The sequence below is a fragment of the Streptomyces sp. NPDC045026 genome (assembly GCF_056432625.1).
Genome location: NZ_JBWKIS010000001.1, coordinates 411,121 through 431,310, shown reverse-complemented (window position 1 = coordinate 431,310; position 20,190 = coordinate 411,121). Strand labels below are relative to the sequence as shown.

Annotated in this window: 16 protein-coding genes; 6 read left to right on the top strand and 10 right to left on the bottom strand. The window is 71.3% G+C overall.

The window, feature by feature from the left end; genetic code table 11:
• Positions 1-54: 54 nt before the first annotated feature.
• The 3 genes from AC07EJ_RS01915 to AC07EJ_RS01905 form a co-directional block, all read right to left on the bottom strand.
• Positions 55-774, bottom strand: coding sequence for a FadR/GntR family transcriptional regulator (locus AC07EJ_RS01915; RefSeq protein WP_389490161.1), 720 nt, complete (start codon positions 772-774; stop codon positions 55-57).
• Positions 775-886: 112 nt separating this feature from the next.
• On the bottom strand, positions 887-1,843 hold the full coding sequence (locus AC07EJ_RS01910) for a dihydrodipicolinate synthase family protein (protein ID WP_389490158.1): 957 nt from the start codon (positions 1,841-1,843) through the stop codon (positions 887-889).
• Between the two features lie 9 nt (positions 1,844-1,852).
• Complete coding sequence (locus tag AC07EJ_RS01905; protein ID WP_389490156.1) at positions 1,853-3,604, bottom strand: IlvD/Edd family dehydratase; 1,752 nt, start codon at positions 3,602-3,604, stop codon at positions 1,853-1,855.
• Positions 3,605-3,758: 154 nt separating this feature from the next.
• On the opposite strand from AC07EJ_RS01905, the gene AC07EJ_RS01900 reads away from it, so the two are divergent.
• On the top strand, positions 3,759-5,081 hold the full coding sequence (locus tag AC07EJ_RS01900) for an MFS transporter (protein WP_389490154.1): 1,323 nt from the start codon (positions 3,759-3,761) through the stop codon (positions 5,079-5,081).
• A gap of 42 nt (positions 5,082-5,123) precedes the next feature.
• Here AC07EJ_RS01900 and AC07EJ_RS01895 read toward each other — a convergent pair whose 3' ends face one another.
• From AC07EJ_RS01895 to AC07EJ_RS01885, 3 genes are all read right to left on the bottom strand, one after another.
• Positions 5,124-6,269: a serine hydrolase domain-containing protein gene (locus tag AC07EJ_RS01895; protein ID WP_478883529.1), complete on the bottom strand. Its 1,146-nt coding sequence runs from the start codon at positions 6,267-6,269 to the stop codon at positions 5,124-5,126.
• Positions 6,270-6,461: 192 nt separating this feature from the next.
• Positions 6,462-7,538: a zinc-binding dehydrogenase gene (locus AC07EJ_RS01890; protein ID WP_393585031.1), complete on the bottom strand. Its 1,077-nt coding sequence runs from the start codon at positions 7,536-7,538 to the stop codon at positions 6,462-6,464.
• 32 nt (positions 7,539-7,570) lie between these two features.
• Positions 7,571-9,040, bottom strand: a complete 1,470-nt coding sequence (locus AC07EJ_RS01885; protein WP_393585029.1) for an aldehyde dehydrogenase — start codon at positions 9,038-9,040, stop codon at positions 7,571-7,573.
• Between the two features lie 267 nt (positions 9,041-9,307).
• Between AC07EJ_RS01885 and AC07EJ_RS01880 the strand changes: the two genes are divergently transcribed.
• The 5 genes from AC07EJ_RS01880 (at position 9,308) to AC07EJ_RS01860 (ending at position 15,217) form a co-directional block, all read left to right on the top strand.
• Positions 9,308-10,465, top strand: a complete 1,158-nt coding sequence (locus AC07EJ_RS01880) for an acyl-CoA dehydrogenase family protein (RefSeq protein ID WP_389490188.1) — start codon at positions 9,308-9,310, stop codon at positions 10,463-10,465.
• Positions 10,466-10,510: 45 nt separating this feature from the next.
• Positions 10,511-11,677, top strand: a complete 1,167-nt coding sequence (locus tag AC07EJ_RS01875) for a thiolase family protein (protein WP_389490146.1) — start codon at positions 10,511-10,513, stop codon at positions 11,675-11,677.
• Positions 11,678-11,689: 12 nt separating this feature from the next.
• Positions 11,690-12,589 carry an acyl-CoA thioesterase gene (locus AC07EJ_RS01870; protein ID WP_478883528.1) on the top strand — a complete coding sequence of 300 codons (900 nt, stop codon included), beginning with the start codon at positions 11,690-11,692 and terminating at the stop codon, positions 12,587-12,589.
• Positions 12,590-12,631: 42 nt separating this feature from the next.
• Entirely contained in the window at positions 12,632-13,396 is a 765-nt protein-coding gene (locus AC07EJ_RS01865) for a crotonase/enoyl-CoA hydratase family protein (protein WP_389490142.1), read from the top strand.
• A gap of 120 nt (positions 13,397-13,516) precedes the next feature.
• Positions 13,517-15,217: a class I adenylate-forming enzyme family protein gene (locus AC07EJ_RS01860; protein WP_478883527.1), complete on the top strand. Its 1,701-nt coding sequence runs from the start codon at positions 13,517-13,519 to the stop codon at positions 15,215-15,217.
• Positions 15,218-15,350: 133 nt separating this feature from the next.
• On the opposite strand, the gene AC07EJ_RS01855 is transcribed toward AC07EJ_RS01860, so the two are convergent.
• The 4 genes from AC07EJ_RS01855 to AC07EJ_RS01840 are packed head-to-tail and all read right to left on the bottom strand — an operon-like array spanning position 15,351 to position 20,175.
• A complete protein-coding gene (locus AC07EJ_RS01855) occupies positions 15,351-17,219 on the bottom strand; it encodes an alkyl/aryl-sulfatase (RefSeq protein ID WP_478883526.1) in 1,869 nt (622 codons plus the stop codon).
• Between the two features lie 35 nt (positions 17,220-17,254).
• Positions 17,255-18,235, bottom strand: coding sequence for an acyl-CoA dehydrogenase family protein (locus AC07EJ_RS01850; RefSeq protein ID WP_478883525.1), 981 nt, complete (start codon positions 18,233-18,235; stop codon positions 17,255-17,257).
• Positions 18,232-19,362, bottom strand: coding sequence for an acyl-CoA dehydrogenase family protein (locus AC07EJ_RS01845; protein ID WP_389489755.1), 1,131 nt, complete (start codon positions 19,360-19,362; stop codon positions 18,232-18,234). Before AC07EJ_RS01845 ends, AC07EJ_RS01850 begins: the two co-directional genes overlap by 4 nt.
• A 30-nt stretch (positions 19,363-19,392) precedes the next feature.
• Entirely contained in the window at positions 19,393-20,175 is a 783-nt protein-coding gene (locus AC07EJ_RS01840; RefSeq protein WP_389489753.1) for an enoyl-CoA hydratase/isomerase family protein, read from the bottom strand.
• Between the last annotated feature and the right edge of the window lie 15 nt (positions 20,176-20,190).

The following is a 20,190-nucleotide window of genomic DNA, read 5'->3' as shown; positions in this document are numbered from 1 at the left end:
CACCATCCAGCTGGCTTCCCTGTCCGCGGCCCGCTGGTCGGCACTGCTGCGCCCTCAGGCCCCGTACCCGCAGGACCCGCTCGCCAGCAGGTTCTCGACCTCGCTGTGGGCGGCGTCGACGATGGCCGTTGCTGCTTGCGCCGCTTCGGCCGAGCGGCCTGCGGCTACCGCTTCGGCCACCTCCTGGTGGCGTTGCACGGCGGCCATGTCGATGTCGTGCGGCATGAGGGACAGCTCGCGGCGGGCCACGAGGAGTTCCCGCGTCACCTCCGCGAGCTGGGCGAACATCCGGTTGCCCGATGCCTTGAGGAGCGCCCGGTGGAAGGCCGCGTCCGCGTCGACGAAGCCGGCCCTGTCGCCCGCGTGCGCCGCGCTCGCCATGGACCGGGCGTGCACGGAAAGAGCGTCGCGGGCCTCCACGTCGGAGCTCGTCGCCGCAAGGGCCGCCGCGGAGGGCTCGACGGCGGCGCGCAGTTCCGCCAGTTCGCGCAGCTGGATCTCGCGGCCGGGTGAGGCGAGGCGCCAGCGGATGACCTGAGGGTCGTAGAGGTTCCACTCGGTCATCGGGCGGACCGTGATACCGACGCGCGGGCGGCTGGTCACCGCCCGCTTGGACTCGAGCACGCGGACGGCCTCGCGTGCGACCGTGCGCGAGACGCCGTACCGCTCCTGGACGTCCTCCAGGCGCAGGACCTCCCCGGCGCGGATCTCGTCCGCCGCGAGGGACAGGCCGATGCGGTCGACCACCTGCCCGTGCAGGCCCTGAAGTTCCACGCCACTCCCTGTGTCGTCGTGTGCATCGGGTGCCGGTGATCCCGTCCGGTGCGTTGTCGATTGTCACACCTCCGGTGGGAATCTGAGGACCGGGTGTGGTGTGCTCGCGGCATCATCGCACCAGCTCGGGCACCATATCGGCGAACTCGGCGCAGAACCGGTCGATCATGGCGATTTCCTCGGCGTCCAGGATGTGCCCCGGTGCCCGGCAGTGGGCGGAGCCGAACCAGCCGCGGCGCACGGAGATCTCCTTCTCGGCCGCGACGATCAGCTCGACGCCCTGCATCCAGTAGGAGAGGTACGGCGTCATGCGGGTGTGCAGGGCGACGGCGCCCCTCTCGTCGCCGCTTTCCCAGCGGCGCCACAGCTCGACGTACAACTCCGTGAAGGAACAACCCGGCTGGACGCCGATCGCGCCGCGGCGGAGGGCGTCGGGGAGCTGGAGTCCGGCGTAGCCGACGAGGGCGGGCAGCGGGCGCTTCCCGTGGGCGAGGGCGGCGATCAGGCGTCCCGGCGGGGCCGATTCGACCTTCACCCAGCGCAGGTTGGGGTGTTCGGCGGCGAGGGTGTGCAGGGTCGGGGCGTCCAGTGCGGTGCCGGTCTGGGCGGGTGCGTACTGGACGACGACGGGGAGCGGGTCGACGGCGGCGAGCACCGACCGTACGTGGGTGAGTACGGCGTCCCGCGAAGGGCCGAGGAAGTGTGGGGGCAGGAGGTTGACCGCGTCGGCCCCGCGCTCGGCGGCGCTGACGGCCTGGGCGACGGCGTGCCGGGTGGCGTGGTCGGGGACGGACACGATCGCGGCGGTGTCCGCCCGGCCGCGGGTGCGCTCCAGGAGGAGGCCGGTGAGCAGGTCCCGCTCCCTCGCGTCGAGCTTGTGGAACTCGCTCGCGAAGCCCGGGAACATCACGGAGCCGACGCCGGTGGCCAGGACGCGGTCGACGACCGTGGCGAAGCCGTCGGGGTCGAGCGCGCCGTCGTCGTGGAAGGGGACTTCGAGTACGGGTGAGACACCTCGCACGAGGGCGTCGATGTCCTTCGTCAGCTGCTGTGTCTTTTCAGTGCTCATGGCGGGCTCTCAGAAGGCCTGGCGGGGCGGGGCGGAGTCGCTGGCCCCGACCAGGAAGTCGAGGTCCACACCGGTGTCGGCCTGGGTGACGTGCTGGGTGTAGAGGTAGGTCCAGCCGCGGTCGGCGGGGGGTGCCGACGGCTGCCACTCGGTGCGGCGCCGCTCCAGCTCGCCCTCCTCGACCAGTACGTCGAGGCGTCGGGCGGGCACGTCGAGGCATACGTCGTCCCCGGTGCGTACGAGGGCGAGCGGGCCGCCGACCGCGGCCTCGGGCGCGACGTGCAGGACGCAGGTGCCGAAGGCGGTGCCGGACATGCGGGCGTCGGAGATGCGGACCATGTCGCGCACACCGGCGTCCAGGAGCTTCTTCGGGAGCTGAAGGTTTCCGACCTCCGGCATGCCGGGATAGCCCTTGGGGCCGGTGTTGCGGACGATGAGGACGGTGTCGGCGGTGACGTCCAGGTCGGGGTCCTCGGCGACGGCGAGGTAGTCCTCGAGCGAGTCGAAGACGAGCGCCGGCCCGGTGTGGCTGAGCAGTTTCGGGTCGGCTGCCGACTGCTTGATGACGGCGCCGTTCGGGGCGAGGTTGCCGCGCAGGACGGCGGTGCCGGTGCCGGCGGGCTGCACGGGGCGGTCCATCGGGCGGATCACCTCGCGGTCGTGGACCTGCGCGCCCTCGCAGTTGTCGACGAGGCCTCGCCCGGTGACGGTGACCGTGTCGCGGTGGAGCCGGTCGCGCAGGTCGTTGACGAGTGCGGGCAGCCCGCCGGCGTATGCGAACTCCTCCATGAGGAAGCGGCCCGAGGGCATCAGGTCGATGAGCAGCGGGAGTTCGGCGCCGAGCCGGTCGAAGTCGTCGAGGGCGAGTGGCACGCCGAGGCGGCCCGCGATGGCGAGGAGGTGGACGACGGCGTTCGTGGAGCCGCCGATCGCCGCGTTGATCCGGACGGCGTTCTCGAAGGCGGCGCGCGTCATGATGCGCCCCGGGGTGAGATCGCTGCCGGCGAGTGCGACGGCGCGGGCGCCGGTCTCCTCGGCGAGGGTGCCGCGGCGTGCGTCGACGGCGGGCAGGCCCGAGCCGCCGGGGAGCATCATGCCGAGGGCCTCGGTCAGGCACGCCATGGTGGAGGCGGTGCCCATGGTCATGCAGTGACCGGCGCTGCGGTTGAGGGAGCTCTCGAACTCGGTGAACTCCTCTTGGGTGATGGTCCCGGCCCGCAGTTCCTCGGTCATGCGCCAGATGTCCGTGCCGGAGCCGACGTTGCGGCCCTGGAAGCGGCCGTTGAGCATCGGGCCGCCGGTGAAGACGATCGCCGGGACGCCGGCGCTCGCGGCGCCCATGAGGGCGGCGGGGGTGGTCTTGTCGCAGCCGGTGAGCAGGACGACGGCGTCCAGGGGGTTGGCGCGTATCTGTTCTTCGATCTCCATCGCGGCGAGGTTGCGGTAGAGCATCGAGGTGGGGCGCAGGAACGGCTCGCCGAGCGACATGGCGGGGAATTCGAGGGGGAAGCCGCCGGCCTGGAGGACGCCTCGCTTGACGGCGTCCGCGATGAGCTGGAGGTGGCCGTTGCAGGGCGTCAGTTCGGAGAAGGTGTTGCAGATGCCGATGACCGGGCGGCCGTCGAAATTGTGACCGCCGCGGCCCGTCGCGCGCAGATGGTGGCGGGAGATGAAGCCGTTCTTGCCGCCGTCGCCGAACCAGGCGCGGGAGCGCAGCGGCGCCGCCTCGCTGTCGGCTGGCTTGGGTTCGAGCGCGGCCATGTGTGGTCCTTCCGGTGCGGCGGCGGCGGTCGTGACCGCGGCCGTGATCAAGCCGTGTCCGACACAGCCCTTCAATGGTGCTATCAAATCACGATACGGTCCCGGCGTGTCCAGAGGATCGACGCGGATCCGGCACGAACGACGTGGGAGAGCCGTGGAATCGACAGTCATGAAGGCGGTGACCTCGCGGCTGATGCCGTTCCTGGTCCTGCTGTATCTGGTGGCGTACATAGACCGGTCGAACGTCGGCTTCGCCAAGCTGACGCTCCAGGACCAACTGGGCCTGTCGAACGCCGCGTTCACCTTCGGCCAGGTCGCGTTCTTCATCGCGTACGCGATCTTCGAGGTGCCCAGCAACATCTACCTCGACCGCTTCGGCGCGCGCCGCTGGTTCACCCGCATCATGCTCAGCTGGGGCGTGGTGACCGCGCTGACGGCGCTGGTCACCACCGACTGGCAGTTCTACGCCGCGCGTTTCCTGCTCGGTGTCGCCGAGGCCGGTTTCTACCCGGGAGTCCTCTACTACCTCACCAAGTGGTACCCGTACCGCTACCGGGCGCGCATGACCGGCTGGTTCATGATGTCCGCACCGCTCGCCTTCATCATCGGCAACCCCGTGATGGGCGCGCTCGACGACCTCGACGGCACGTTCGGGCTCGAGGGCTGGCAGTGGATCTTCATCGCGACGGGCCTGCCGGCGATCGTCCTCGGCTTCGTCACCCTGCGACTCCTGCCCGACGGGCCCGAGGGCGTGCGCTGGCTGGCGGCCGACGAGCGGGCCTGGATCGCGGGTGAACTCGCCGCCGAGGCCGACGCGTTGGGCGAGCGCGGACACGGCAGTCCGCTGCGAGCGCTGCGCGACCGGCGCGTACTCCTGCTGTCGCTCTTCTACCTGTGCTTCCCGCTGGGCGCCTACGGGCTGAGCTTCTGGCTGCCGACGATCGTCGACGGCTTCGGCGGCCTCTCCACGACAGCCACCGGCTTCATCACCGCCATCCCGTACGTCTTCGTGGCCATCGGCCTGTACGTCGTACCGAAGCTCGCGGACCGCAGCGGCACCCGCTACCCGTGGATCGCGGGCACCGCCGCCCTCGGCGCCCTCGGCCTCGCGGCCAGCGCCCTGACCGACAACCACGTGCTCCAGATGGCCTTCATCAGCCTGGCGGCGATGTGCATCTTCGCGGGGCAGCCGGTGCTCTGGTCGCTCCCCTCACGCTTCCTGACGGGGATTCAGGCGGCGTCCGGCATCGCCGTGATCAACGCCGTGGGCAACCTGGGCGGCGGCTTCGGGCCGATGGGGATCGGCGTGGTCGTCGACCGTACGGGGTCGGCCGTGGGCGGGCTGTGGTTCCTGGTCGCCGCCATGGCCGTCGCGGCCGTCGCCACGCCGGGGATCCGGCGGCTGGTCGAGGGCGGGCCCGTGGTCGCCCACGCGCCGGACGCGACGCCCGCGCCCGAGGGGCGGACGAAGGTCTGAGCCCGGGGGTGAGGGCGACGGGCCGCCCTCACCCCTGCGGCATCACGCGCCGAGGCACTCGCGTACAGCCGCGATCAGGCGGTTGGCGCGGGCGTCGCCGTGACCGATCATGCGATTGGCCACATAGGCGAATCCGACCCCGAACTCGTCGTCACCGAAGGCGAATTGGCCTCCGGCGCCGTCGTTCCCGAAGCTGCGGGCGCCGAGCATCGGACGGAAGGACGGCGAGTCGAGCAGGAAGCCCGACCCCCAGCGCGCTCCGGCGTCGAAGCCGAGCCACCCCTCGCCGGAGGACACCTCGCGCAGCGCGTCCGTCACCGTGTCCGCAGTGAGCAGCCGTTCGCGGCCCTCGATTCCGGTGACGGCCGCCGCGTAGAGGCCAGCGAGGCCGCTCGCGGAGCCGACGGCGCCGGCTCCCGGGAGTTCCATGGCGTGCAGTTCGGGGTCATTCCAGCCGTGCGGCTCTTCGAGGCCGGGGAAGACCAGCGCGCCGTTCATCGTCACGATGCGCGTGAGCAGATGGTCGGGTCCGGGCATCCCGGGCCGCCCCTCGGCCTCGACGAGCCGGGCCACCCGGTCCGACTCGTCGGCGGGCAGGCCGATCCAGGCCCGCAGCCCGAGCGGGTCACCGACCGTACGGCGGAAGCGGGCGCCCGGGGTGCGGCCCGTGATGCGCCGGATCACCTCGCCGACGAGGAAGCCGAAGACGTGGCCGTGGTACTCGTACGCGGTGCCCGGCTCCCACAGCGGCTTCTGTTCCTCGATCGCGCGGATCACCGGTGTCCACGCGGCGATCTCCTCGAAGGACAGCACGCGGTCGAGGGCGGGGACTCCCGCCCGGTGCCCGAGCACCATGCGGGTGGTGACGGTCTCCTTGCCGTGCTGTGCGAACTCCGGCCAGTACCGGCTCACCGGAGCGTCGAGGTCGAGCCGCCCGTCCTGGGCGAGGAGATGCGCGCTGAGGCTCACCAGGCCCTTGGCCACCGAGAAGACGGGGACAGCGGTGTCCTGTTCCCAGGCACGCCCGGTCCGCTCGTCCGCGACGCCGCCCCACAGGTCGACGACCTTGCGTCCGCCTGCGAACACCGAGACGGCGGCGCCGAGTTCGGGGAACTCGTCGAAGTTCCGCGCGAACGCTTCGGCGACGGCCCCGAAGCGTTCGTCGGCCCCGCCGTGGTACTGCTCCATGATGTCCGTCCTCCGGGTGTCCGTGGCGCGGGGACTCCGGAACAAGCTGCCCGTACACCCGCGGTCGTCGAAACGATCACCGTACGGCGGTGCGCCGCGGGCATCGAACGATTTTCGGGTGGCTCGTGCGGCGTCGGGCGCGGAAAGGTGCCGGGGCCGCAGTCGCTGGGCTCCCCGGCACCTGGTGATGCGTTACGCGATGTCGATGATCGTGCGCAGCGCCTCGCCCGTGTGCATCTGGCGGATCGCCTCGTTGATGTCCGTCAGCGGGACGTGGTGCGTGATCATGGAGTCGAGGTCGATCCGGCCCGCGCGCCACAGGTCGATGATCGTGGCGTAGGTGCGGCGGATGTCGCCGCCTCCGTAGAACGACGGCAGGATCGCCTTCTCGCTCATGACCAGTTCACCCATGCTGATGTCGGTCATCTCCGTACGGGAGCCGGCACCGACCAGGCAGACCGTGCCGCCGAGGCGGGTCACGTCGTACGCGGCGCGCAGCGTGGCCGCCTTGCCGACGGCCTCGAAGGCGTAGTCGACGCCGAATCCGCCGGTGATGCCCTTGACGGTCTGTGCCAGGTCCTCGGGGGCGACGGCGTCGGTGGCGCCGAACTTCAGCGCCATCTCACGGCGGCCGGCGGTCGGGTCGACGGCGATGATCCGCGCGGCGCCGGCCACCTTGGCGCCCTGGAGGATGCTGATGCCGACGCCGCCGAGGCCGATCACGACGACCGACGAACCCGGCTTCACCTCGGCCGTGTTGAGGGCGGCACCTATGCCGGTGGTGACGCCGCAGCCGATCAGGGCGGCGATCTCGTAGGGCACGTCGTCGGGGATCGGGATCGCCGCGTACGCCGCGATGACCGTCTCCTCGGCGAACGTGCCGGCGCCGAGCATGCCGGGGACGATCGTCTCGCCGTCCTTGAAGTTGGGGTTGCCGAGGTTGCGGTAGCCACTGCGGCACATGTGGCCCTCGCCCGCCTTGCAGGAGGGGCACTTGTCGCACGGGGGCATCCAGCAGACGATGACGCGGTCGCCGGGCTTGACGTGCGTGACGCCCTCGCCGACCTCGACCACCTCGCCGGCGCCCTCGTGGCCGGGGATGAACGGCGCGGGGTGCGCGAGCACACCGCTCATGGCCGACAGGTCGGAGTGGCACAGGCCGGCCTTGTGCATCTTGACGCGGACGCGGCCGGGGCCGAAGGACACGGTCTCGACGTCCCTCACGTCCAGGCTGTCGTCTCCGGTGTTGTGCAGGATTGCTGCGTGCACGGGGTTCTTCTCCTCGATGGTCGTGGGGTCGGTCAGGCCTTGGCCGGAGCCGGCAGGTTGACGGTCTTGTACTCGAAGTAGGCCGCGAGGCCCTCGGGGCCGAACTCGCGGCCGATGCCTGAGTTCTTGTAGCCGCCGAAGGGGGCGGCCAGGTCGAGCCGGAAGCCGTTGACGGTGACGGTGCCTGTGCGCACCTTGCGGGCGATCTCGGTGGCGCGCGCCTCGTCGGCGCCGAACACTGCGCCGGACAGGCCGAATTCGGAGTCGTTGGCGAGGGCGACCGCCTCGTCCTCGGTCCCGTAGCGGATGAGGCAGACGACCGGCCCGAAGATCTCCTCGCGGGCGATCCGCATGTCGTTGGTGACGTCGCCGAAGAGGGTCGGCTCGACGTACCAGCCGGTGGTCAGGCCCGAGGGGACGCCGCCGCCGGTAAGGACCTTGGCACCTTCCTCCTGGCCGATGCGGATGTAGTCGAGGTTCCGCTCCTGCTGCTTCCGCGTCACCATCGGGCCGACCACGGTGCCGGGGTCCGACGGGTCGCCGACCTTGAGCCCGGCGAAGGCGCCGGCGAGGACGGCGGCCACCTCGTCGTAGCGGGCGGCAGGTACGAGGACCCGCGTCAGGGCGACGCACGCCTGGCCGCTGTTCGCCGCGCAGGTGCCGCCCACGATCGCGGGCACGGCGACGGAGAGGTCCGCGTCGTCGAGCAGGATCGCGGCGGATTTGCCGCCCAGTTCGAGGGAGACCCTGGTGAGGTTCTGGGCGGCTGCGGCCGCGATCGCCTTGCCGGCGCCGACCGAGCCGGTGAAGGCGACCTTGTCGACGCCCGGGTGAGACACCAGGTAGGAGCTGGTCTCACGGTCGGCGGGCAGCACACTGAGGACGCCCTCGGGCAGTCCCGCGTCGGCGCACACCTGCGCCAGCCACAGGGCGTCGAGCGGGGTCTCCGGCGACGGTTTGAGGATGACGGCGCACCCCGCGAGCAGGGCCGGGGCGAGCTTGCCCGCGATGGTCAGCTGGGGCACGTTCCACGGGGTGACCGCGGCGACGACTCCGACGGGTTCGCGGCGTACGAGGACGGGGCCGCCGGTGCCCTGGCGCTCTTCCTCCTCCTGGAACCGCCCGGCGGCGGCGATGGCGACTCCGAAGGTGCCGACGGCGGACAGCGCCTGGCCTCGCACCGAGAACAGCATGGGCGAGCCGTTCTGCAGGGTGATCAGCTCGGCGAGCTCCTGGTGGCGGGCGGCGAGGGCGTCCTTGATGCGGGTGACGACCTCGATGCGCTCCTTGAGCGGCAGCCGCGGCCACGGGCCGTGGTCGAACGCCTCACGTGCCGCGGCGACCGCGAGGTCCACGTCCTCGGGCGTCGCGTGGGGCACTCGGCCGACGACGCGCTCGGTCACGGGCGAGATCACCTCGATGGTGTCGCGGCCGGCCGGCTCGGCCCAGCGGCCGCCGATGAAGAGCGTGCGGTGTTCCACGACGGCGTTGCTGTCGGTCATGTGCTTGGTCCTCGCTTCGTTGCGCATGCCGGGGTTCAGGACCGGGCCGTGAGACGCCCCGGGGAGCCGACAGAAGTGAATTTCTAGGGATCCGCTGATGTGCCACAAGGGCATGAACCACAGGCCCTACAGCGCATAAGTTAATCCACACTAACGAGGACGTCCATACTTGTGGACTACATCGAAACCCTGGACAGTGTGGTTATCGCGAATTAACTTAGACTCCGTTCGGCGAGCGTGCCGGGCATGCGAGGAAGGACCGTGACCGTGCGTCGCAGGGTGTTCACCAAGGACCATGAGGCGTTCCGGACGACCGTCCGCGATTTCATCGCCGAGCAGGTCGTCCCCCACTACGCGGACTGGGAGCGGCAGGGCCACGTGCCGCGCGAGCTGTACCGCAAGCTCGGCGACCTCGGCGTCTTCGGCATCAACGTGCCCGAGGAATACGGCGGCGCGGGCGTCACCGACTTCACGTACCAGACCGTGATCCGCGAGGAGTGCGGGCGCGCGGGCGTCGGGTTCGGCGCGGAGTCCGTGCACACCTGCCTCGTCCTGCCGTACCTGCTCGAGTTCGGCAGCGAGGAGCAGAAGGAGCGCTGGCTCCCCGGCTTCCTGTCCGGCGAGACGATGACCGCGATCGCCATGACGGAGCCCGGCACCGGCTCCGACCTCGCCGGCATCGCCACGCGCGCCCGGCTCTCCGATGACGGCACGTACTACGTCCTCAACGGCGCCAAGACGTTCATCACCGGCGGCGCACAGGCCGACCTGATCCTGGTCGTCTGCCGGACCTCGCCCCACGACCCCGCCGACCGCCGCGGGGGACTCTCGATCCTGTGCGTGGACACCACGTCCGAGGGTTTCGCCGTCGGCCGCAAACTCGACAAGATCGGCCTGCGTGCCCAGGACACCGCCGAACTGTCCTTCACCGACGTCAAGGTGCCGGTGCGCGACCTCCTCGGCGAGGAGGGCGCGGCCTTCACCTACCTCACCCACAACCTCGCCGTGGAACGCCTCGGCGCCGCCATCGGCGCCTACGCCAACGCCGCCGGCGCGATCGGCCTCGCCCAGGAGTACGTGAGCGGACGCCAGGTCTTCGGGAAGCCGGTCGCCGCCTTCCAGAACACCAAGTTCGTCCTCGCCGAGTGCGCCACCGAGGTCGCCGCCGCCCAGGCCCTCGTGGACCGCGCTCTGGAGGAGCACGCCGCGGGTGAGCTCACGCCCGCCGACGCAGCCAGGGCCAAGCTGTTCTGCACCGAGGTCGCGGGCCGAGTCATCGACAAGTGCCTCCAACTGCACGGCGGCTACGGCTACATGCTCGAATACCCGATCGCCCGCCTGTACGCGGACACCCGCGTCAACCGGATCTACGCCGGGACCAGCGAGGTCATGAAGACGATCATCGCCAAGGACCTCGGGCTCTGAGTCCGCGCTCCCCCATCCTCTCCCCCAGGCCCTCAGGAGGACCCCATGCGCGACGCAGTGATCGTCGACGCCGTACGCACCCCCGTCGGCAGGCGCGGCGGCTCGCTCTCGCGGCTGCACTCCGCCTCACTCTCCGCCCATGTGCTCAACGCCCTTGTCGAGCGCGTCGGTTTCGACCCGGCCCTCGTCGACGACGTGATCTGGGGCTGCGCCTCCGCGGTCGGCATGCAGGCCGGCTGTGTCGGCCGCGCCGCCGTGCTGGCCGCGGGCTGGCCCGAGTCCGTCCCCGCCGTCACCGTCGACCGTCAGTGCGGCTCCTCGCAGCAGGCCGTGCACCAGGCTGCGGCCGGGGTGATCTCCGGCCAGTACGACGTGGCCGTGGCAGGCGGTGTCGAGATCATGAGCCGCCTGCCGCTCGGCACCACGCGCGGCGACGGCTCCTTCGGCGAGCCCTTCGGCCCCGACGTCTTCGACCGCTACGACGGCATCCGCTTCAACCAGGGCACGGGCGCCCAGATGATCGCGGACGAGTACGGCATCACCCGCACCGAGATGGACCAGCACGGCCTCGACTCCCACGCGCGCGCCGCCAAGGCCGTGGACGAGGGCCGCTTCAAGGACCAGATCGCCCCGATCACCGTCACCGACGAGGACGGCACCACCCGCGTCTTCGACACCGACGAGGGCATCCGCCGCGGCTCCACCCTCGACAAGCTCGCCGGTCTCAAGCCCGCCTTCAAGGAGGACGGCACCATCACCGCGGGCAACGCCTCGCAGGTCTCCGACGGCACCGGCGCGCTCCTCGTCACGACCGGCGAGTTCGCGAAGGCGCAGGGCTGGACGCCCATGGCGCGGATCCACACGGCCGTGGTCACGGGCACCGACCCGGTCACCATGCTCAAGGGCCCGATCCCCGCGACGGCCAAGGCCCTCAAGAAGGCCGGCCTGTCGCTGGACGACATCGGCGCCTTCGAGATCAACGAGGCGTTCGCCTCCGTCTCCCTGGCCTGGCTGCGCGAGACCGGCGCCGACTATGAGCGGATGAACCCGCTCGGCGGCGCGATGGCCATCGGCCACCCCATCGGCGGCTCCGGCGCCCGCATCATGACCACCCTCGTCCACCACATGCGCGACAACGGCATCCGCTACGGGCTCCAGTCCATGTGCGAGGGCGGCGGCATGGCCAACGCCACCGTCCTCGAACTCCTCTGAGGACGGCCCGCGATGCCCGCCATGTCCGCGACACCCACAGCGCCGGGCAACGCGACGGGACGGAGCCCGGCCGGCGATTTCGGAGGCTTCCTGAACCTGGAGCAGCTGGACCGCGACCTGTTCCGCGGCTGGTGCCACGCCGGCATCCCGCTGCGTGCCTTCGGCGGACAGGTCGCGGCCCAGGCGCTCACGGCCGCGGGCCGGACCGTGCCCGACGACCGGGCCGTGCACTCGCTGCACGGGTACTTCCTGCGCGCGGGAGACACCGGACGCCCCCTCGTCTACACGGTGGAGCGGGTCCGGGACGGGTCGTCCTACCTGTCGCGCCGGGTCACCGCCGTCCAGGGCGGCGAGATCGTCTTCACACTCTCCGCCTCGTTCAAGAAGCGGGAGCCGGCCGAGGACCGCCAGACGACCATGCCGGACACCCCCGACCCCGGGTCGCTGCCCGACCTGTACGAGATCTGGTCGCGGAACAACCCTGAGGACTACGCCCAGGCCGAGTTCCGCCGCGTTCTCGAGATGCGCTACGTCCAAGGGCCCGACGTGGCGACGCCCGGCCTCACGGAGCAGAAGCTCTGGATGCGCTCGGTCGAAGCCCTGCCCGACGACCCGATGTTGCACGCCTGCGCGCTCGCGTACGCCTCCGACCTGTTTCTGGCCCCGGCGACCGTCCTGTCGACCGAACTGCCCCGGATGCTGCGCGACGAGCCGCCGTCGATGTTCCTCACCTCCCTCGACCACGCCGTCTGGTTCCACCGGCCGTTCCGCGCCGACGCGTGGATGCTGTTCGCCCAGCGCAGCCCCACCGCGGGTGATGGCCGCGGCCTCGCCTTCGCGGACGTGTGGAGCCTCGACGGCGAGCTCATCGCCCACGTGGTGCAGGAGACCGTGGTGCGCCCGGCCCGCTGACCCCTCTGATCCCCAGCTCAACACCTCACCGAAGGAACCCTCATGTCCGATCTGGTCCTCACCTCGTTCGCCGACGGGGTCGCCGTCGTGACGATCAACCGTCCCGAGGCCCGTAACGCCGTGAACCGGGCGGTGGCGGACGCCGTCGCCGAGGCGATCGACGAGCTCGACGCCCGCGACGACCTCGTCGTCGGCGTCATCACGGGTGCCGGCGGCACCTTCTGCGCCGGCGCCGACCTCAAGGCCCTTGCCGCGGGCGAGCGTTCCGGGATCCCCGGCCGCGGCTTCTGCGGCATCACCGAGACCCCGCCCGCCAAGCCGCTGATCGCCGCGGTCGAGGGCTACGCTCTCGGCGGCGGCACGGAACTCGCTCTCGCCTGCGACATGGTCGTCGCCGCCCGCACCGCGAAGTTCGGCCTCCCCGAGACCAAGCGCGGCCTCATCGCGGCCGGCGGCGGGCTGGTGCGCCTGCCCCGCAAGATCCCGTACAACATCGCGATGCAGTACGCGCTCACCGGCGCGTTCCTCGATGCCGAGCGCGCCCGCGACCTCGGCCTGGTCAACGAACTGACCGCGCAGGGTGAGGCGTTGACGGATGCTCTCGCACTCGCGAAGGAGATCGCCGCGAACGGCCCCCTCGCCGTGCGGGCCAGCAAGCAGATCGTCGTCGAGTCGGCCGACTGGACGGCCGACCAGGCGTGGGAGCGCAACACCGCCGCCTGCGCCCCGGTCTTCGCGTCGGCGGACGCCAAGGAGGGCGCGCGGGCCTTCGCCGAGAAGCGGGCCCCCGTCTGGGGCGGCCGCTGACGGCATCCCCGCCGCCGCACGCCGGTGCGACGCATCGTCGAGCTCCACGGCACCGGCGTGATCCACAGCTACAGTCCCGAGGCAACGCGCTCGGGCATGACTGGACGAAGGAGTTCCGCCATGACCACCACCTGGCCCCAGGGGATGCCCCGCACCCTCGACTACCCCGACGGCACGATCGCGGATCTGCTCGCCGGGTCGGCCCATGCCTACCCCGACCGCACCGCGCTCATCGACGGCGACGAACGCCTCACCTACGCCGAACTGTACGAGCGCGCCCTGCGCGTCGCCCAGGGGCTGCGCGACCAGGGCATCGCGCCGGGTGACGCGGTGGCCGTCCACATGCCCAACTCGATCTGGTTCACGGTCGGCTACTACGGCATCCTGTTCGCCGGGGCGTCCGTGGTGCCGGTCAACCCCGCCCAGCCCCCGCTCGCGCTGCGCCGTCAGCTCGACGACTCGGGCGCGGTCGCCGTCCTCACCCACCCGTCCGTCGCCGCTCAACTGGCCGAGGGAATCGCCGGCTCGGAGGCGGTCCGGCTCGTGTCCGTGGCCCCGCCGACGGCCGCCGCCCCGGGCGGAGACCGGGCTCCCGTCACCTTCCCGGTCCCCACGGTCGCGTTCGACGACCTCATGAAGGCCGAGGCGGCGCCCCCGACCGCGGTGGAGGGGGAGGCCATCGCGCACCTCGCCTTCACCGGCGGCACCACGGGCGTACCGAAGGCCGTCATGGTCCTGCACCGCAACCTCGTCAAGAACGTGCTCCAGGTGGCGTGCTGGCGCAGCGCCGCCTTCCCGGCCGCCGACGAGGAGGGCCGCATCACCCTGCACCATGTGGAGGAGGCGAGGACCGAGCACCACATCCCCATCGGCTCCGCCACCGGCATCTCCATCGCCCCGCTCTTCCACGGCATGGGCATGGTCAGCCAGAGCGTGTTCGCCGCCGCCGGACTGACCATGGTGGTCTTCGGCCGCTTCGACCCGGTCCGCTACCTGGACACCGTCGAGCGCCTCGGCGTGCACGCCATCACCGGCTCCCCGGCCCTGTGCCACGCCCTTCTCGCGGTGCCCGGGGTGCGAGAGCGCGACCTGTCGTGCGTGCGCCTCGTCAGCAGCGGCTCGGCGCCCATCAACCCGGCCGCGACCGCGGAGCTCGCCGAGGTCTTCCCGCGCGCCATCGTCAGTGACGGGTACGGCCTGACGGAGGCCACCATGGGTGTCTCCATCAGCCCGCTGGACAGCAGGATGCCCCGTCCCGCCGGGAGCACCGGCCTCGCCCTGTTCGACACCGAGATCGAGATCCGCGACATGGACGGCGTCACCCCCATGGCCCGAGGTGAGAAGGGCGAGGTCTGGGTCCGTGGCCCGCAGGTCACGGCCGGCTACCTCGGCCACCCGGAACTCACCGCGGGCCAGTACGTCGACGGCTGGCTGCGCACCGGCGACCTCGGCACGTACGACGAGCAGGGCTGGCTCTCGCTGGTGGGCCGGGCGAAGGACATGCTGATCTACAAGGGCTACAACGTGTATCCCGGCCCGCTGGAGAACATCCTGCGTGAGCACCCGGCGGTCGCCCAGGCGTCGGTCGTGGGGCGGCCGCACCCCGAGCACGGCGAGATCCCCCTCGCGTTCGTCTCCCTCAAGTCCGAGGCGAGCGGCGTGGATTCGGCGGCCACTGCCGAGGAGCTGATGGCGTACGTCGCCGAGCGCGTCGCGCCGTACCAGCGGATCCGGGACGTGGTGATCGTGGACGAGCTGCCGCTCTCGGCGACGGGCAAGATCCTCAAGACGGAGCTGCGCAGGCGGGCAGCGGGTTCCTGACGCGGGGCGGGCGGTACAGCACAGCGGGGCCGGGCGGAGTGCGCATACTCCGCCCGGCCCCGCCGCCGTATCAAAGACAACGGAAAGAACAGGGGCCCGCGGGTGCGGGCCCCTGTTCTCTGTTGAGCTGTCGCTACGGCAGGACGATCGGGAAGTTCCGCCGGGGCTTTTCGAGGAGGCCGTAGAAGGTGGCGAGCACGGTGATGTCGCCCTCCACGGTCACGGCACCGGACCCGATCGCCTTGGTGAAGGAGGTGCGTTGAGCGAGGACTTGGTCGAGTGTGGTGCGCTCCAGCCGCAGAGTGAGCTGCGGGGCATCCGCACCGGGCGCGTCGCCGCGCATCGGGGTGAGGACACCGTTGCCGACAAGCAGCGTCCAGATCTCGTCGGTGTCGGTGAACTCCCAGCGCAGCAGCAGTCGGTGGGCCGCCGCGCGCGGGCCGTCGAGGCGGACCGCCATCGACTCGAAGATCTGCCCGGTGGAGAGCCCGGACAGCATGTCGACGCTCTCGGCGCCCGGGGCGCCGACCGTGCGGATCTCCTGGCCCGCTTCCCGCAGTTCCTTGGCGCCGGTGAGGTAGATGTTGCGCCAGGTGCCGTTCTCCTGGGCGAAGCCCAGCCGCTCGTACGTCTCGGCCTGCAGCTCACGGGCCGCAGTGTGCTCCGGCTCGGCGAACAGCACATGGTTGAGGAGTTCGGCGGCCCAGCGCAGGTCTCCGCTTTTGACGGCCTCACGGGCCGAGGCGACGGTCGCGTCCGCACCGCCGATCGCGGCGACGTACCGCTTGGCCTGCTCGACCGGCGGGTGCTGCCACAAATGCGACGGGTTGCCGTCGTACCAGCCCATGTAACGCTGGTACACGGCCTTGACGTTGTGGCTGATGGAGCCGTAGTAGCCGCGCGCGCTCCAGGCCTTGCCGAGGTCGCCGGGGAAGGACTGGATCTCCTCGGCGATCTCGGGCCCGGTGAGGCCCTGGTTCATCAGCCGGACGGTCTGGTCGTGGAGGTAGGCGTACGCGTCGCGCTGCTCGGTGAGCAGGCGCATCACCTGTTCGCGGCCCCACGTCGGCCAGTTGTGGGAGCCGATCAGCACGTCGGCGTCCTGGAAGAGCTGGATCGACTCGGTGATGTACGCCGCCCAGGCGTGGGCGTCGCGGACCTGGGCGCCGCGCAGCGTGAGGAGGTTGTGCAGGGTGTGGTTGACGTTCTCGGCGATCAGCAGGACCTGGTGGTCCGGCAGATAGAAGTTCAGCTCCGCGGGCGCCTCGGTGTCCGGGGTGAGCTGGAAGACGAGACGTATGCCGTCGACGACCACTTCCTGGCCGGTCTCGGTGACGTCGAGGGTCGGCGCGATCAGGCCCACGGTGCCGGTGGACAGGGACTGCGCGATACCGAAGCCGACGAGGCCCTCGGGTCCCGCCGGCAGGGAGCGTCCGTACATGTAGACGGCGCGCCGGAGCATCGCGGGGCCGGCGAAGATGTTCTCGCTGACGGCGTGCTGCATGAACTCGTCGGGCGCGATGATCACGCAGGCGCCCGTCCCCACCGCTTCGTTGGTGGTGACGCCGAGTACGCCTCCGAAGTGGTCGCCGTGGCTGTGCGTGTAGATCACCGCGTGGACAGGGCGCTCGCCGCGGTTGCGGCGGTACAGCTCCATCCCCGCGGCGGAGACCTCCTTGGACATCAGGGGGTCGACGACGACCAGGCCGGTCTCGCCCTCGATGATCGTCATGTTGGACACGTCGAGGCCGCGGACCTGGAACACGCCCGGCACGACCTCGAAGAGGCCCTGGGCCGTGTTGAGCCGGCTCTGCCGCCACAGGCTCGGGTGCACGGTGTCGGGGCTCTCGTCCTTGTTCAGAAAGTCCCAGCGGTCGTTGTCCCACACGACCCGGCCCGCTTCGTTGCGTACGACGCAGGGCTCCAGCTTGTCGACGAGGCCACGGGTGGCGTTGGCCTGGTCGGTGGTGTCGTCCCAGTCGAGTTCGGGAGTGGAAGGCATCGCTTGCTCATTCCTCGCGGTTGGTGGGTGGGCGGTCATCGGCCGGTGGCCGTGATGCGGGTCCATACGCCGTTCTCGCCGGCCTCGGCCGCGCGGCGCCCGAGACTCTCGGCCCAGCGGCGCTCGGGGGCGACGGCGTCGCGCCAGGACCACAGGCGGCGGGTCAGGCGGTGCAGCGGGTACTCGTCGGTGATGCCCATGGCTCCGTGCAGCTGGTGGGCGATCTGGGCGATCTCGGTCGCGGCCGCCGCTGTGGTGATCCGTGCGATCTCGACGGCGCCGCTCAGCGGGGCCGCCTCGCTCGCCAGTGCCAACGCGGCGTCGGCCTGGACGAGTTGGACCCGCATCCGGGCGAGGTTGCCGGAGACGGCCGGGATCTTGAGCAGCGGTGCGCCGAACTGCTCCCGCTCGGAGACATACCTCTTGGTGAGGCGGTACGCGCCTCGGGCGGCGCCCAGCACGGCCGCGGACCACAAGAGCGCCAGCCGCTCGCGTACGACCTCGTGTGAGGGCGCGCCGTCGAGGGCGCTGACCGGGGTGTCCGCGAGGATCACGGTGTCACGGGGCTCCCCGGCGATGTTGTCGACGTCCCGCACGGTCACCGAGGGGTGCCGCAGGTCCACCAGGAGCGGCGCGGCGCCCGGCGCGCACAGCACGAGACGGGCCGCGTCGCGCGCCCACGGCACGGCGGTCAGTTCGGCGGTGATGACACCGGAGACCGTCCCGGGCGCCCGGTCGAGCAGCAGGACGGTGGTCAGCTCCCCGTCGAGTTCCCTCGCGTGGCTGAGCACCCAGTCGGCGGTGGACGCCTCGACGACAGGTACGCCGATACCGTGGCCCGCGAGGGATTCGACGACCACGAGCAGGTCGTCGAGGGAGCCGCCGGAGCCGCCTCTCTCCTCCTCGATGCCGACCCTGGGCAGGCCGAGGTCGCAGAGGCTGCCCCACAGATCGGGCCTGCCGGACGCGGCCAGGTCGTCGACCAGGCTCCGCAGTTCGTCCGCGAACCTGCTCATGAACGGGCCTCCTGTCGGGCGATGAGGGAGAGCAGCACCTCGGCCGCGCCGCCGCGCAGGCTGAAGGCAGGCGAGGCGAGCAGCGCCTGGCCGAAGGTGGAGTCGAAGGCGGGGTCCTGGCACAGGTCGGTGCGGCGCAGCGCCTCGATGACGTCGTGCTCGAAGGCGTTGCCCAGGTACTTGAGGGCGGCGGCCTGCTGGACGGGGGCCTGGCCGGCGTCCATGGCGCTCGCGACCTCGAAGCAGAGGCGGCGCAGGACGGCGAGACGGGCCACCAACGACCCGAGCAGTGCGTGCAGTTCGCGGTCGTCCCGCTGCCGCGATGCCTCGGCGATCAGCTCGACGAGGACGGGGTAGCTGGACAGGGCGCGCTCGGCCCCGCCGCGCTCGAAGGAGAGCTGCTCGACGACCTGCTTCCAGCCCTTGCCGACCTCGCCGATGACGCGCCGGGCGGGCACGAAGACGTTCTCGAAGCGCACCTCGTTGAAGTGGTGTTCGCCCGCGAGGTCGACGATCGGGGTGACCTGCACGCCCTCGGTGTCCATGTCGAGGATGAACTCGCTGAGCCCGTCGTGCTTGCGCTCCTCGCGCGAGGTGCGGGCGAGGAGGTAGGCGTGCGTCGCGTGGTGGGCCTGAGTGGTCCAGATCTTGTGACCGTTCACCAGCCAGCCGCCGTCGACCCGCTCGGCCTTCGTGCGCACCGAGGCGAGGTCGGAACCGGCCTCGGGCTCGCTCATGCCGAGGCAGAAGACCGCCTCGCCCGAGGCGATCCGCGGCACGATCTCCTCCCGGAGCTCGCGCGTGCCGTGCCGCAGGACCGCGGGGCCGATCTGCCGGTCACCGATCCAGTGCGCGGCGACGGGGGCGCCCGCACGGAGCAACTCCTCGGTGACGGCGAGCCGTTCGACGTTGGTGCGCCCGGCGCCGCCGAACTCCTCGGGGTACGTCATCGCGACGAGACCGCGGGCGGCGAGTTCCTTGCTGAACTCCAGGTCGAAGGAGCGCAGCCAGGAGTCGCTGCGCGGGACGTAGCGTCCCGCGTCCCGCCACTCGGCGGTCAACTCGCGCACCTGTGCGCGTAGTTCGGCGCAGGAGTCCGTTCCTGGGGAGTGGTCGGAGTGGTCCATGGTGGCCTTTCGGGCGTAACGGTGTGGGGGTCAGCGGCCGTTGAAGACGCCGGGGCGCTTCTCCTGGAAGGCGGTGAACGCCTCCGCCGAGTCCTCGGTCGAGGTGATCACGGCCATGTGCGACGAGATCAGGTCGAGCGCGGTGCGCAGGTCATGCCGGGCGCCCTGGCGGACGGCGCGCTTGATGGTGCGGATCGCGACCGGCGGGCGCTCGGCGAGCCGGGCCGCGTACGCGTACACCGCGTCCATCAGGTCCTCGTCCTCGTGCACCTCGTCGACCAGGCCGATGCGCAGTGCCTCGTCGGCGCCGACGAAGTCGCCGGTCCACAGCATCCGCAGCGCGGTGGAGGTGCCGACGGCGCGGGGCAGGAGCCAGCAGCCGCCGTCGCCGGGGACAAGACCGACCTTGATGTAGCCCTCGGAGAAGCGCGCCCCGCGCCCCGCGAAGCGCAGGTCGCACAGGAGCGCCATGTCCATTCCGGCGCCCACGGCGGGCCCGGCGACGGCGGCGATCACGGGCTTGTCGACGTCCTCCAGGGCGAGCGCGACGCGATGCACGTTCTGGGTGAGCAGTTCCTTCTCCCCCAGCGGCGGCCGCTCCTCGCCCTTGAAGGCGGAGAGGTCGACGCCGGAGCAGAAGGAACCACCGGCGCCGGTGAGGACGATGACGCGCACCTCGGGGTCGCGCTGGGCCTCGATCAGGGCGTCGGCCCAGGCGTGCACCATGTCGATGGTGAAGGCGTTCTTGCGCTCGGGGCGGTTGAGCAGGATGGTCGCGATCCTGTCGCGGACCGTGTACTCGAGATCGGCCATGGCCGTCCCCTTCTT

Excerpts from the sequence above, each read along its gene's own strand:
- AC07EJ_RS01910 (WP_389490158.1), bottom strand. The coding sequence starts at position 1,843 with ATGAGCACTGAAAAGACACAGCAGCTGACGAAGGACATCGACGCCCTC.
- AC07EJ_RS01905 (WP_389490156.1), bottom strand. The coding sequence starts at position 3,604 with ATGGCCGCGCTCGAACCCAAGCCAGCCGACAGCGAGGCGGCGCCGCTG.
- AC07EJ_RS01895 (WP_478883529.1), bottom strand. The coding sequence starts at position 6,269 with ATGGAGCAGTACCACGGCGGGGCCGACGAACGCTTCGGGGCCGTCGCC.
- AC07EJ_RS01885 (WP_393585029.1), bottom strand. The coding sequence starts at position 9,040 with ATGACCGACAGCAACGCCGTCGTGGAACACCGCACGCTCTTCATCGGC.
- AC07EJ_RS01875 (WP_389490146.1), top strand. The coding sequence starts at position 10,511 with ATGCGCGACGCAGTGATCGTCGACGCCGTACGCACCCCCGTCGGCAGG.
- AC07EJ_RS01870 (WP_478883528.1), top strand. The coding sequence starts at position 11,690 with ATGCCCGCCATGTCCGCGACACCCACAGCGCCGGGCAACGCGACGGGA.
- AC07EJ_RS01865 (WP_389490142.1), top strand. The coding sequence starts at position 12,632 with ATGTCCGATCTGGTCCTCACCTCGTTCGCCGACGGGGTCGCCGTCGTG.
- AC07EJ_RS01860 (WP_478883527.1), top strand. The coding sequence starts at position 13,517 with ATGACCACCACCTGGCCCCAGGGGATGCCCCGCACCCTCGACTACCCC.
- AC07EJ_RS01855 (WP_478883526.1), bottom strand. The coding sequence starts at position 17,219 with ATGCCTTCCACTCCCGAACTCGACTGGGACGACACCACCGACCAGGCC.
- AC07EJ_RS01850 (WP_478883525.1), bottom strand. The coding sequence starts at position 18,235 with ATGAGCAGGTTCGCGGACGAACTGCGGAGCCTGGTCGACGACCTGGCC.
- AC07EJ_RS01845 (WP_389489755.1), bottom strand. The coding sequence starts at position 19,362 with ATGGACCACTCCGACCACTCCCCAGGAACGGACTCCTGCGCCGAACTA.
- AC07EJ_RS01840 (WP_389489753.1), bottom strand. The coding sequence starts at position 20,175 with ATGGCCGATCTCGAGTACACGGTCCGCGACAGGATCGCGACCATCCTG.